Here is a 12,664-nt window from a genome sequence, read left to right as displayed (position 1 = left end):
AAAAGAATCTCAACAAAGCTCAAGGGCCTGAGCCCGGTCCAATACCGTGCCCAGGCCCTCGCAGTTTAGGATCCTATTTGGCCAGTCCAACTTCCGGGGACCAGTTCAGGGTGATAGAGCGTTTCGGTTTTTCCCGCATTAAGTGAGAGAGGGTGGCAAGTACGGTTCGCCGCGTGAGGGACGGGCCGGTGGGGGAAGGGCAATCCTGCCGGGTTCAATGGTTCATTTTTTCTAACCGGTATTGCTTAGAAAAGATCGCTTTATCTTATGTGACTGGAAGCTCATACTGGTTGATAAGACCTCCTTGAGCCCCAGAAAGATCGGGAAAACAATGACCCACATTGCAATGGAACCCGCAGCTGCCGCCGGAACTGCGCCCCGGACCGTCGACGTCGACGTGCCCCAGGCCAAGGCCCTGGCAGCCGACGCCGTGGCGCTGGTCCGCCACTGGCTGACCGAGGCCTCGAAGGTGCCCGTGGACGCTTCCGCCCAGCAGCTCGCCGGCGTCCTGAAGGACCCCAACGGCCTGGAATTCACCGTTGGCTTCGTGGACGGCGTGGTCCGCCCCGAGGACCTGAACGTTGCCGCCCGCAACCTCGCGGCACTGGCGCCCAAGGTCCCCGCGTTCCTGCCCTGGTACATGCGCAGCGCCGTAGCGCTGGGCGGAACCATGGCTCCGGTCATGCCGCAGGTGGTCATCCCCATTGCCCGCAAGGTCCTGCGCGAAATGGTGGGCCACCTGATCGTTGACGCGACCGACGCCAAGCTCGGGCCCGCGATTGCCAAGATCCGCAAGGACGGCATCAAGCTCAACGTCAACCTCCTCGGCGAGGCTGTCCTTGGCGAGCACGAGGCCTCCCGCCGGCTCGAAGGAACGCACGCCCTGCTGGCGCGCCCCGACGTCGACTACGTCTCCATCAAGGTCTCCTCCACCGTTGCCCCGCACTCCGCCTGGGCCTTCGACGAAGCCGTGGAGCACGTGGTGGAAAAGCTCACCCCGCTGTTCACCCGCGCAGCTTCGTTTCCCAAAGCCAAGTTCATCAACCTGGACATGGAGGAGTACAAGGACCTGGACATGACCATCGCGGTCTTCACCAGGATCCTGGACAAGCCCGAATTCAAGGACCTGGAAGCGGGCATTGTGCTCCAGGCCTACCTCCCGGATGCCCTGTCCGCGATGATCCGGCTGCAGGACTGGGCGGCTGAACGGCGTGCCAACGGCGGCGCCGCCATCAAGGTGCGTGTGGTCAAGGGCGCAAACCTGCCCATGGAGCAGGTGGAATCTTCCCTGCACGACTGGCCACTGGCAACCTGGGGCAGCAAGCAGGACTCGGACACCAGCTACAAGCGTGTCATCAACTACTCCCTGCACCCCGAGCGGATCAAGAACATCCGGATCGGCGTGGCCGGCCACAACCTGTTCGACATCGCCTTCGCCTGGCTCCTTGCCAAGCAGCGCGGCATCGCGGATAGCGCACAGCAGAGTATCGAGTTCGAGATGCTCCTGGGCATGGCCCAGGGCCAGGCCGAAGCCGTCAAGAAGGACGTCGGCTCCCTGCTGCTCTACACGCCGGTGGTGCACCCGGCCGAGTTCGACGTCGCCATTGCCTACCTGATCCGCCGCCTCGAAGAGGGCGCCAGCCAGGACAACTTCATGTCCGCCGTGTTCGAGCTGGACAAGAATGAAGTCCTGTTCGAGCGCGAGAAGCAGCGCTTCCTCGCCTCCCTCGCCGAACTGGACAACCGTGTCCCGGCGCCCAACCGAAAGCAGAACCGGAGCCTGCCGCCCGTCCCCAGGCCGCACGACCACTTCGAGAACACCCCGGACACGGACCCGTCCCTGCCCGCCAACCGCGACTGGGGCCGGGCCATCCTGGACCGCGTCCCGTCCTCCACCCTGGGCAACGCCTCCGTGAAAGCCGCCTTCATCAATGACGAAGCAACCTTGAACGGCGCCATCCAGGCCGCCGTGGAGAAGGGCAAGGCCTGGGGTGCCCTGTCCGGCGCCGAGCGCGCCGAAATCCTGCACCGCGCCGGCGACGTCCTGGAGGCGCGCCGCGCCGACCTGCTTGAGGTCATGGCCAGCGAAACCGGCAAGACCATTGACCAGGGCGACCCCGAGGTCAGCGAAGCCGTGGACTTTGCCCACTACTACGCCGAGTCCGCACGCAAGCTGGACGCGGTCGACGGCGCCACGTTCGTCCCGGCGAAGCTCACCGTCGTAACCCCGCCATGGAACTTCCCGGTTGCCATCCCCGCCGGGTCCACCCTCGCGGCACTCGCCGCCGGCTCCGCCGTCGTGATCAAGCCTGCCAAGCAGGCCGCCCGCAGCGGCGCCGTCATGGTCGAAGCCCTCTGGGAGGCAGGCGTCCCGAAGGACGTCCTGACCATGGTGCAGCTGGGCGAGCGGGAACTGGGCAAGCAGCTCATCAGCCACCCGGCCGTGGACCGCGTGATCCTCACCGGCGGCTACGAGACCGCCGAACTGTTCCGGTCCTTCCGCCAGGACCTGCCGCTGCTGGCCGAAACCAGCGGCAAGAACGCCATCATCGTCACCCCCAGCGCGGACCTGGATCTGGCAGCCAAGGACGTGGCGTACTCCGCGTTCGGGCACGCCGGCCAGAAGTGCTCGGCCGCGTCGCTGGTGATCCTGGTGGGATCGGTCGCCAAGTCCAAGCGGTTCCACAACCAGCTCATCGACGCCGTGACCTCCCTCAAGGTGGGCTACCCCGAGGACCCCACCAGCCAGATGGGCCCGATCATCGAACCCGCCAAGGGCAAGCTCCTCAACGCCCTCACCACCCTGGGCGAGGGCGAGAACTGGGCCGTGGAACCGAAAAAGCTGGACAACACCGGCCGGCTCTGGAGCCCGGGTGTGCGCTACGGCGTCAAGCGCGGCTCCTACTTCCACCTGACCGAATTCTTCGGACCGGTCCTGGGCGTAATGACCGCCGACACCCTTGAGGAAGCCATCGCCATCCAGAACCAGATCGAGTACGGCCTCACCGCAGGCCTGCACTCCCTGAACTCCGAGGAACTGGGCGTCTGGCTGGACAGCATCCAGGCCGGAAACCTGTACGTGAACCGAGGCATCACCGGCGCCATCGTGCAGCGCCAGCCGTTCGGCGGGTGGAAGAAGTCCGCCGTTGGCGCAGGCACCAAGGCCGGCGGGCCAAACTACCTGGCAGGGCTCGGCGATTGGGCGCCCGCCACGGCCTCGGCGAATGCCGCTGTCACCAACCCCGGCGTGCGGCGCATCCTCAACGCTGCCGGCGCTGCCCTGCAGTCCGCCGAGCTCGAGTCCGTGCAGCGGGCCCTGGCGTCCGACGCCCAGGCGTGGACGGAGGAGTTCGGCACAGCGAAGGACGTCTCCGGCCTCAGCGCGGAGCGCAACATCTTCCGCTACCGCAGCCTGCCCGTGACGGTCCGCCTGTCCGAAGGCGCGCCGCTGGGCCACCTGGTACGGACTGTGGCAGCCGGTGTGCTGGCGGGTTCTGCGCTCACGGTGTCCTCCGCCGTCGAACTTCCCGTCCAGCTGCGCCCGGTGCTCACCGCGCTGGACATCGAAGTGATGGTGGAGTCCGACGCCGAATGGCTGGCTTCCGCGGGCCGGCTCGCCGCGGCGGGGAAGCTTTCCGGCGCACGGGTCCGCCTCATCGGCGGCGATGCGGCAGGCCTTGCCAAGGCCACGGGCGGCCGTCCCGACCTGGCAATCTATGCCCACCCGGTCACCGAAGCCGGCCGCGTGGAACTGCTGCCCTTCCTGCACGAACAGGCCGTCAGCATCACCGCCCACCGGTTCGGAACGCCCAATCACCTCTCGGACGCCCTGATCTAGAGCCCTGATCGAGGAGTCTGCCGGCACAAGCATGCCGGCACGAAGAGGGCCGGACGCTCACCTTGCGGTGGCCGTCCGGCCCTCTTCGGCCTGCGGATACTAGCCCAGGTACCACCCGGGCGGCGTCCACGTGACTGGAACGCTGTGGGCCGAGAAATCCTCGCACCGGGTGCAGGTGTAGGCGACTTCGCCCAGGGTGCCTACCGAACCGTCACGGCGGTAGGTGGGCGGAATGTAAGACTCTAGGTAGACAAACTCGTCAGTGCGGCATCTGTCACAGGTAGGTTTGCCGACGTATCCGGAGTCGGTGGTGGCAATGCCTGCACCGAGTCTGGAATTGCGGGTTCCAAGCGGCCGCGCAGGGGTGTGCGCACGGGCATGGGCCGGGCTGTAGTGGGTGTTCTTGGCTGTCGTCATTGGCTGCCTGTCCCGAGCCGGAATCCTGGCATGCAGGAGCGGCGTCGTGTTGGATGACGGCCGGCTGCTTGACCCTGGAAAATTCAGCATAAGGGATGCGGCCTTCGGCAATCAATGGAAACACCGGCTTGGCTTCGCCTGCGGGACACCTTGGGGCGTTATGCTGGTCGGTTAATGGTCCGGCCCACAATTGACTGCGTCAGGGCGTCAATGACTTCGGCGTTGGCCAGCGGGTTGCGGATCAGGGTGAAGTCCACGTCGCCCACCGCGGGCAGGTCGAAGCGCCGGGTAATGATCTTCAGGTCCTCCGGGACGAGCGACGACGGCATGACGGCGACGCCGATCCCCGCCCGTACCGCCGCCAGCACACCGCTGATTTGCCGTGTCGTGCAGGTGATCCGCCAGGTCCTGCCATGGGACTCGAGGGCGTCGATGGCCAGTTTGCGGCTCAGGCTGGGGGACGGGTAGGCGATGAGCGGAACGGGGGCTGACGGGTCCAGCGTGGTCTGCTCCAGGCCCACCCAGGAAAAGGAATCGTGCTGCACCACCGTTCCGTCCTTGGCTCCGGCCACCCATTTCACGAACACAAGGTCCAGTTGCCCCGCGTTGAGCTTCCGGTACAGCTGGTCGCTTTGGCCCACCGTGAGTTCAAGGTTGATTTGCGGGTAGATCTGCCGGAACTCCCGCAGGATCCGCGGCAGGCCTGTAATGGCAAGGTCGTCAGCAGTACCGAACCGCAGCCGTCCGCGCATCGCGGAACCGGAAAAGTACCGTGAAGCGGAGTCGTGCGCAGCGAGGATGTTCCGGGCGAACCCCGCCATCGCGTCCCCGTTGTCCGTGAGCCGGACGTCCCGCGTGTCCCTGCTGACCAGTACCCGCTTGGCGGCCGCCTCCAGCTTGCGGACATGCTGGCTGACCGTGGGCTGGGCCAGTCCGAGCCGCTCGGCGGCCTTTGTGAAACTGAGTGTTTCCGCCACGGCCAGGAAAGAGCGCAGCTGGGCTGGTTCGAACACGATGGACTCCGGGGGCGTCGGGGTGGACGTTACTGTATTGCAGTCTGCAATAGGAGTTATAGGGACGATACGTCTCCATAATCCGGTGCCTCCAGCCTAGCGTTAAGGACATCCCGGACCGCACGCACTGTGAGGACACACCTGTGGCACCCCCACCGCCTTCATCGGCAACCGTCACCCAGCCCGTCATCGACACCGCACACTCCGCCCCGCCAGATAGCCAAAGCCGGCGCAACCAAACCCAGCCCAACCAAACCCAGCCCATCGCCGTCGTCAGCGAACGCCTGCCATGGAAGCACACGTTCATCTCCCTCAGGGTTCCCAACTTCCGCATCTTCGCGATCGGCCACTTCATCGCCGTCGTCGCCATCTGGATGCAGCGGATCGCCCAGGACTGGCTGGTGCTGGAACTCTCCGGCTCCGTGACTGCGGTTGGCATCACCGTGGCGCTGCAGTTCCTGCCGTCCCTGCTCCTCGGGCCTTGGGGAGGGATGATTGCGGACCGGTTCGCCAAGCGGAAGATCCTGGTCCTGTGCCAGGGCATGGCCGCGGTCCTGGCCGCCGCTCTGGCAGCCCTTGCACTCAGCGGCGCCATTGAGGTGTGGCACGTCTACCTCATCGCACTGGTGCTTGGCCTGGTGACCGTCCTCGACCAGCCGGCCCGCCAGGTCTTCGTCAACGAACTGGTGGGGCCCAACTACCTGCGCAACGCCATCAGCGTCAACTCCACCACCTTCCAGCTGGGCGGCCTGATTGGTCCCGCCCTGGCAGGATGGCTGCTGACCGCCGTGGGGGCGGGCTGGGCCTTCGCCGGCAACGCCTTCGCCTGCTGCACTACGGTGGCCATGCTGCTCATCCTGCGCAAGGACGAGCTGTTCGTCAGTGCGCCCACCCCGAAGAGCAAGGGCATGCTGCGCGAGGGGCTGCGGTACGCGTTAGGCAAGCCCACCATCTACTGGCCGTGGCTGATGGCCGGCTTTATTGCAGTCTTCGCCATGGGGCTGCCGGTGGTGCTCGCTGCCTACGCGGACCACGTCTTCAACGTTGGTGCCGGCGGCTACGGCCTCCTGAACGCCCTGGTGGCGCTCGGCGCGCTGGCCGGGGCTGTGGCTTCCACCCGGCGCCGCCACCTCCGGCTGCGGTCCGTGGTGTTCTGCGCGGGAATGTACGGCGCCATGCTCTGCCTGGCCGCCCTGGCCCCGTCCATGCCGGTGTTCGGCGCAGTGATGGTGCTGTCCGGGTTCTGGTGCCTCATGTTCCTGACCGGGTCCAACCAGCTGGTCCAGGTCAGCTCCAACATGGGCATCAGGGGCAGGGTGATGAGCCTGTACATCATGGTGCTGATCGGCGGCCAGGCCATTGGTGGCCCCATGCTCGGCTGGGTCGCTGAACATGCCGATCCGCATGTGGCCCTGCTGGTGTCCGGCGGGGTGCCGGCCCTCGCGGCCGTGACCGTCGCCCTGATCCTGGCGCGCAAGGGTTCGCTGCTGCTGCGGGTGGACCTTAAGGACCGTCGGCAGCCGGTGAGGATTGTCCGGCGGGCGGCGGCGTAGCCTGCGGCTAAAGCGCCCGGTGCGGGTAAGCCTCTTCCCGCTTCTGGAATTCAAGCACGTCCTTGTTGCGGACCACGCCGTCGCGGATCTCGATGGCGCGGGAAATTGTTTCGTTGCCGTCCCATGCCTCGGGGCCGCTGACCACAGTTTCCAGGAACGGCAGCAGGGCCTGGCTGATTTCCCAGCTGGCGGAGTTCCAGAGGTAGGACGGGCTGTGGTCTACGGCGTAGTAGTTGATGTGGTCGCCCACCGTGAACATGGGGTCCGCGAAGGTGGTGGACCGTGCCCAGCTGAAGCCCATTCCCTCGTCGCATGACACGTCCACGATGAGGCTGCCCGGGTTGAACGCGGCGAGGTCCTCCGTGCGCAGATAGGTCAGCGGGTTGTTGGGATCCTGCAGGGTGCAGTTGACCACGATGTCGCTCTCGGCCAGGAACGGCGCCAGCGGCACCCTGCCCCGTTCGGTGATGACCTGGCTGAGGAAGGGTGCTTCGGCGTCGTGATCGAACTGGACGATGTTGACCGAGTGGATGGGGGCGCCGACGGCGGCCACCCCGCGGTTGGTGAGCACCTGGACGTCGTGGATGCCATGGGCGTTCAAGGCCGTAACGGCGCCGCGTGCCGTAGCGCCGAAACCGATGACTGTGGCGCTGAGCCGGCGTCCGTAGTCGCCGGTTGAGCCGGTCAGTGCCAGTGCGTGGAGCACTGAGCAGTACCCTGCGAGCTCGTTGTTCTTGTGGAAGACGTGCAGCCCGAAGCCGCCATCGCTGGCCCAGTGGTTCATGGCCTCGAAAGCGATCAGCGTGAGCTTCTTGTCAATGGCCAGCTGCGTAATGGCGCGGTCCTGGACACAGTGCGGCCAGCCCCAGAGGACCTGGCCGTCCCGCAGGTCGGACAAATCCTCCGCTTGCGGCTTCGGCAGGAGGACGACGTCGGCCTCCGCCATGAGGGCCTCCCTGCCGGCCATCCTGCCCACCAGGGTGGAGAGGTGCGCGTCCGAAACGCCGAAGCGTTCCCCGTAGCCGCGCTCAAGGATGATGTGCTGGCGGATCTCCGGCGCAATGCGCTCAAAGTGCAGGGGGTGGATGGGGAGGCGGCGTTCGTCCGGTTTCCTTGTGGACGCCAGCACGCCAAGGGTGAGTTGGCTCTGTTGGCCGGTCACTTCTTTTTGGCGGCCTTGCTCGAGGTGATATCCAGGGAACTCGCCGGCGCTGCGGCGGCCCGCTTATCTGCGCGCTTTTCCTTGATGGACTTGCCGGATTTCTTGGATGCTGCTTGACGGGGGGACTTGTCAGCCATGATCGCTCCTGTAGTGGAACCGAATAGGTTCCTGACTACTGACGATACAGGGCGGTACCTAATGGCCCGGCGGGTGCTGGCGGCCCCGCTGAAAACATGGAGCGGCTGACGGGAATCGAACCCGCGTATCAAGCTTGGGAAGCTAGCGCTCTACCATTGAGCTACAGCCGCAGTGCCCCGCCGAGGAGGGGCAGAACATAGCTTAGCGCAGATGTGTGCCTGCCCTGCCCATTCGAGGCGCCGGGCGCCGTGTCCCGGCCGGCCCGCGCGTCATCCAGTAACTCTTGAATAACGTCCCCGGCCGTGGCTAGGTGGGCACGCGGAGCGCTGGCTAACCTGAACCGGGTAGCTGCGGTGCCGGGGGGGGGCGCAGCTGCTGCGGCCAGCCGACGTCCACACAGAAAGATCCCCATGGCATTTGCGGAGCATGAGGTCCTGATCAGTCGTGACGCCATGGCCGTATACCTGTACCTGCTGGATGCCACCAATCTTCCGCTCTGGTGCGACTCGGTCCGCAGCGTCACGCTGCTGCAGGGCGCTTCCGCCGCCAAGGGCGCGGTCTACCGGAAGATGGTGGCCGGGCGGTCCGGACTGAGCATTCCAGCGGAACTGGAAATTACCACGGCCCGGCCCGGCGCGGAGATCGAGTTCCAGGTCGTCTCCGGACCTGCGCACCGTTCGGGCGGGTATTACCTTAGTACGGAATCCGGGGGAACGCGTGTCCGGTTTGCCCTGGAAGCCCGGGCGAAGGAGGCCATCGGGTTCCTGAACCGGCCCGGTTTCCTGAACAAGCTCGGCTTTACCAGCAGGATGTTCCAACGGAACCTCCGTTCCGAAGTGGCCCAGCTGGAACGCCTCAAGGACGTCCTGGAGCTCCAGCCGGCCATCTAGTGCCTACTGCGCCAGCCGCTGCCCGGTCCAAGGTCCTGGAATGTTCGACGGCGCCGCCAGGCTTCCCGAGGTCAGGTCCCAGTACTGGACAACATCGGTTGCCCGCCGCAGCGCCAACCCCGTGGAGTTCAGTCCGGTGACGTCCCTCAGAGCCCTGATGCCTGTTACGTCTCCCCAGCCGGTGGCGACCGTAGGCCTTGTTTCGGCGCGCAGCGCGGGGGTGCCCCAGCCGCGGTGGAGCTGGACCGATCCGTCGGCCCGCAGCGCGAGGACATCCTGGAACCCGTCGGCGTCGTAGTCCACCATGGACAGCTTCCGGGCAGCGCCGACAGAGCCTACGAACGCACGCTCTGAAAGGTCGCCCAAGCCCTTGTTCGGGTACAGGAAGAGACTCCCGGCTCCGTCCAGCGCAAGCAGCTGCGGCATCCGGTTGTTGGCGCACCAGCCACCCACGGCAAGGGTGAGGGGCTCCCATCCCCCTCTCCCGAGGGTGGCAGCGGCCTGGAACCCCCCTGTGGCGATGCCCCGGTGCAGGGTCAGGGTGCCGTCGGTCCACTGGGTCAGGAGATCGTAGGCACCATCCCGGTCCCAGTCGGTAACGAACACCTCCTTGGCGCCCGTGAAGCCTGAACCGATGACCCTGGCGGCGGCATAGGTGCGCGCGCCGGTGGCAGCGCGGGCAAGGAGCTGTCCGGCGGAATCCACGGTCACGAGGTCACCCGGCCCCTTGACCGCTGCGGCTGAGAGGTCCAGCGTGGGCGGCATATGTTTGACGGGTGCGTCGCACACGCTGGCTGCCGCCGGTGGGAAGGCATTGCCGGACCCGGCACCGCCGGGAGCATCGAGGGTGCCGGCTGGAAGAGTGGTATAGCCGAAGAAGTTCACCACTCCCCAGATCTGGTACGTGCGGTCCGTGTACGAGATGCCGGCGCCCATGACGTTGAAGCGCGGATCGAGCAGCATGGCGTTATGGCCGGCGGAGCTCTTCCACCATTCCACGAGCAGCGCGGCATCGCGGTCAGTTCGGATAGCGATGACCTCGCCGGCGCCGTTGGTCGGACTGAGGGCACGCGGATCGGTCCAGAAACTGGCGCGGTGCTCAATTACCTCGCGGGACGCGATGCTGTCCGACCACTCCTGCGCCAGCCCGGCCACCGTTGGGTGGTATTTCACCGGATTAAGGCCCTTGGACGCCCGGTACTCATTGATTTTGGTGAAGACTGTGAGAATCGCTGCGGCATTGCTGTCCGGAACCAGGGCCTCCGTCGAAGGCAGTGCGGTGGCCGACTCGGGAGCCGCCAAGCGGGAGGGCGCCGGTGAGGCCAGTTCTTCATCCGGGGCCCAGAGCGGCGGAATCCAGGGGACCTCGGGGGCCGGTTCCGCAGTGGCCGTACTCGGCGCCGGTGCCGCCTGCACGCCAGGTGACGGCGCAGCGGGTGCAGGCTCCGGTGCCACTGCGACGGCAGCGCCCGCGGGCGACGCCGGACGGATGCCAGGTTCCACGGCGGGGGTGAGCCCCGACGCGGCCGAGCCCTCACCCGCGGAGGCGCCGCCGTCGTCGTTCACGGTGGCCGTGGCCAGGACGACGCTGGACGGACCCGCCGCTCCCGTTGTCACCCCAGGCGACAGCGGCAGGGGAGGCGTGCCGGCCGACGAGGAGACCAGCACCAAAGCGCAGAGCGCGCCAATGAAGGCGGGCGCCACCAATTTATTCACAACAACCCCAGCTCTGTTGGGCCATCCGGGAGACCATCCGGCGCCTGAATCACTGAGGCAACATTAGCCCCAGCAGACGCCAGCAACAACGAAAGAATGCGGTTGTGGATAACAGGTACTGATAGGCCATGCGGTAATTTGGGACGGTGCTGATCTCTGACCGCGACATTCGTGCCGAAATAGACTCCCAGCGGATCGTGCTTGAGCCGTACGAACCGGCGATGGTCCAGCCGTCCTCCGTGGACGTGAGGATCGACAAATTCTTCCGCCTGTTCGATAACCACAAGTACGCACACATCGACCCGGCGGAGGAACAGCCGGAGCTCACCCGCCTGGTGGAGGTGGAACAGAACGAGCCGTTCATCCTGCATCCGGGCGAGTTCGTGCTGGGTTCCACCTATGAAACGGTCACGCTGCCGGACGACATCGCCGCCCGGCTGGAGGGCAAGTCCTCCCTGGGCCGGCTGGGGCTGCTGACGCACTCCACCGCGGGCTTCATCGACCCCGGTTTTTCGGGCCACGTCACCCTGGAGCTTTCCAACATGGCCACGCTTCCCATCAAGCTGTGGCCCGGCATGAAGATCGGCCAGCTGTGCTTTTTCCGGCTGTCCTCCGCGGCGGAGCACCCGTACGGCTCGGGCGAGTACGGCAACCGCTACCAGGGCCAGCGCGGCCCCACGGCGAGCCGCAGCCACCTGAACTTCCACCGCACGTCGATCTAGGCGCGCGCGGTTGGCATCAGGCCCGCGTTCCTAGGCTTTGGCGGCCACGTTCCGGGGCCGCAGCAATGGCCTCACCAGCGGCTCAACATAGCGGGCAGCCAGCGGACCGATGACGGCCATGAGCAGGACGTACGCAGTGGCAAGGGCTGCCAGTTCATCCGAAACCGCTCCTGACGCCACTGCCAGGCCGGCGATGACGATGGAGAACTCGCCGCGCGCAACGAGCGTGGCGCCGGCGCGAAACCGTCCGGGCCTGGCGATCCCTGCGCGCTTGGCCGCCCAGATCCCGGTGGCCATCTTGGTGGCCGCTGTGATGACAGCCAGCACCAGTGCCCAGCCGAGCACCGGCGGGATGGATGAAGGATCGGTGTTGAGCCCGAAAGCCACGAAGAAGATGGCGGCGAAGAGGTCCCGGAGCGGTTCCAGGATGCGGGTGGCGTTGTGGGCCGTTGCCCCTGAGATGGCGATGCCGAGCATGAAGGCACCCACCGCCGCGGAAACCTGCATGGCGGAGGCCAGGCCGGCCACCAGCAGGGCGGCGCCCAGCACGTTCAGGAGGAACACTTCCGAGTTCTCGCTGTGGACGGCCTTGGACACGTGATGCCCGTGGCGCAGGGCCACCATCAGCACCACGCTCACCACGGCAAGGGCAATGCCCACGGTGGTGAGGCCGCCGAGGAAGCTGACCCCGGCAAGGATGGTGGTGAGGACCGGAAGATAGATGGCCATGGCCAGGTCCTCGAACACCAGGATGGACAGGACCACCGGCGTTTCCCGGTTGCCCAGTCGGCCCAGGTCCGTGATGACCTTGGCCGCGATCCCCGATGAGGAGATGTAGGTGACCCCGCCCATCACCATGGCGCCGACGCCGCCCCAGCCCAGCAGGTAGGCAAGGGCCGCGCCGGGCAGAAAGTTCAGGACCAGGTCCAGGACGCCGGCCTGCCAGGACCGCCGCAGGCCGGTAAACAGCTCCGCTGCCGTATATTCCAGTCCGAGCATAAGAAGCAGCAGGATCACGCCGATTTCCCCGGAGAGATGCGCGAACTCCTGCATCCCCTCCAGCTTGACGATGCCGCCGGCGCCGAAGGCCAGCCCGCCCAGGAGGTAGAGCGGGATGGGTGACATTCCGATCCGTCCGGCCAGCCTGGCCAGGAGGCCGAGGCAGAACACAACGGCCCCCAGTTCAACGAGGGTCAGGGCCAGCGGATCCACGGC

At 66.3% G+C, this 12,664-nt stretch carries 11 protein-coding genes and 1 tRNA gene; 5 read left to right on the top strand and 7 right to left on the bottom strand.

Features of this window, described 5'->3' with window-relative positions; all coding sequences use genetic code 11:
• The coding region (locus U7114_RS19400; RefSeq protein ID WP_416235544.1) for an IS3 family transposase at positions 1-69 on the top strand (69 nt) is incomplete at its 5' end.
• A gap of 262 nt (positions 70-331) precedes the next feature.
• The gene (locus tag U7114_RS12845; RefSeq protein WP_323057565.1) at positions 332-3,838 is read left to right on the top strand and encodes a bifunctional proline dehydrogenase/L-glutamate gamma-semialdehyde dehydrogenase; all 3,507 of its coding nucleotides are present in this window, start codon (positions 332-334) and stop codon (positions 3,836-3,838) included.
• 99 nt (positions 3,839-3,937) lie between these two features.
• Here the strand turns inward: U7114_RS12845 and U7114_RS12840 are convergent, their stop codons facing one another.
• Positions 3,938-4,255, bottom strand: a complete 318-nt coding sequence (locus U7114_RS12840; protein WP_321214678.1) for a hypothetical protein — start codon at positions 4,253-4,255, stop codon at positions 3,938-3,940.
• Positions 4,256-4,413: 158 nt separating this feature from the next.
• Positions 4,414-5,268 (bottom strand): LysR family transcriptional regulator, encoded by an 855-nt coding sequence (locus tag U7114_RS12835; RefSeq protein ID WP_321214677.1) that lies wholly within the window; start codon positions 5,266-5,268, stop codon positions 4,414-4,416.
• 143 nt (positions 5,269-5,411) lie between these two features.
• Here U7114_RS12835 and U7114_RS12830 point away from each other — a divergent pair, with 143 nt between their 5' ends.
• The gene (locus U7114_RS12830; RefSeq protein WP_323057564.1) at positions 5,412-6,821 is read left to right on the top strand and encodes an MFS transporter; all 1,410 of its coding nucleotides are present in this window, start codon (positions 5,412-5,414) and stop codon (positions 6,819-6,821) included.
• A 7-nt stretch (positions 6,822-6,828) separates the two neighbouring features.
• Here U7114_RS12830 and U7114_RS12825 read toward each other — a convergent pair whose 3' ends face one another.
• The 3 genes from U7114_RS12825 to U7114_RS12815 form a co-directional block, all read right to left on the bottom strand.
• Entirely contained in the window at positions 6,829-7,983 is a 1,155-nt protein-coding gene (locus U7114_RS12825) for a N(5)-(carboxyethyl)ornithine synthase (RefSeq protein ID WP_323057563.1), read from the bottom strand.
• Positions 7,980-8,120 (bottom strand): hypothetical protein, encoded by a 141-nt coding sequence (locus U7114_RS12820; RefSeq protein WP_197432449.1) that lies wholly within the window; start codon positions 8,118-8,120, stop codon positions 7,980-7,982. Before U7114_RS12820 ends, U7114_RS12825 begins: the two co-directional genes overlap by 4 nt.
• A gap of 97 nt (positions 8,121-8,217) precedes the next feature.
• Positions 8,218-8,291: transfer RNA gene (locus U7114_RS12815), tRNA-Gly, on the bottom strand.
• Between the two features lie 240 nt (positions 8,292-8,531).
• On the opposite strand from U7114_RS12815, the gene U7114_RS12810 reads away from it, so the two are divergent.
• On the top strand, positions 8,532-9,011 hold the full coding sequence (locus U7114_RS12810) for an SRPBCC family protein (RefSeq protein ID WP_157240464.1): 480 nt from the start codon (positions 8,532-8,534) through the stop codon (positions 9,009-9,011).
• Between the two features lie 3 nt (positions 9,012-9,014).
• Here the strand turns inward: U7114_RS12810 and U7114_RS12805 are convergent, their stop codons facing one another.
• Positions 9,015-10,715: a CAP domain-containing protein gene (locus U7114_RS12805; RefSeq protein WP_323057562.1), complete on the bottom strand. Its 1,701-nt coding sequence runs from the start codon at positions 10,713-10,715 to the stop codon at positions 9,015-9,017.
• 158 nt (positions 10,716-10,873) lie between these two features.
• Here U7114_RS12805 and dcd point away from each other — a divergent pair, with 158 nt between their 5' ends.
• Positions 10,874-11,449, top strand: a complete 576-nt coding sequence (dcd, locus tag U7114_RS12800; protein WP_321214672.1) for a dCTP deaminase — start codon at positions 10,874-10,876, stop codon at positions 11,447-11,449.
• 30 nt (positions 11,450-11,479) lie between these two features.
• On the opposite strand, the gene U7114_RS12795 is transcribed toward dcd, so the two are convergent.
• Positions 11,480-12,661, bottom strand: a complete 1,182-nt coding sequence (locus tag U7114_RS12795; protein ID WP_323057561.1) for a cation:proton antiporter — start codon at positions 12,659-12,661, stop codon at positions 11,480-11,482.
• Between the last annotated feature and the right edge of the window lie 3 nt (positions 12,662-12,664).

The sequence above is a fragment of the Pseudarthrobacter sp. C1 genome (assembly GCF_034720455.1).
In the GTDB taxonomy this organism is placed as follows: Bacteria; Actinomycetota; Actinomycetes; order Actinomycetales; family Micrococcaceae; genus Arthrobacter.
Note: the sequence above shows the minus strand (reverse complement) of the source record. Positions and strands in the feature narration are given on the sequence as shown.

What these genes read in the sequence shown, in the direction of transcription:
- U7114_RS12845 (WP_323057565.1), top strand. Translation starts at nt 332, where the DNA reads ATGACCCACATTGCAATGGAACCCGCAGCTGCCGCCGGAACTGCGCCC.
- U7114_RS12840 (WP_321214678.1), bottom strand. Translation starts at nt 4,255, where the DNA reads ATGACGACAGCCAAGAACACCCACTACAGCCCGGCCCATGCCCGTGCG.
- U7114_RS12820 (WP_197432449.1), bottom strand. Translation starts at nt 8,120, where the DNA reads ATGGCTGACAAGTCCCCCCGTCAAGCAGCATCCAAGAAATCCGGCAAG.
- U7114_RS12810 (WP_157240464.1), top strand. Translation starts at nt 8,532, where the DNA reads ATGGCATTTGCGGAGCATGAGGTCCTGATCAGTCGTGACGCCATGGCC.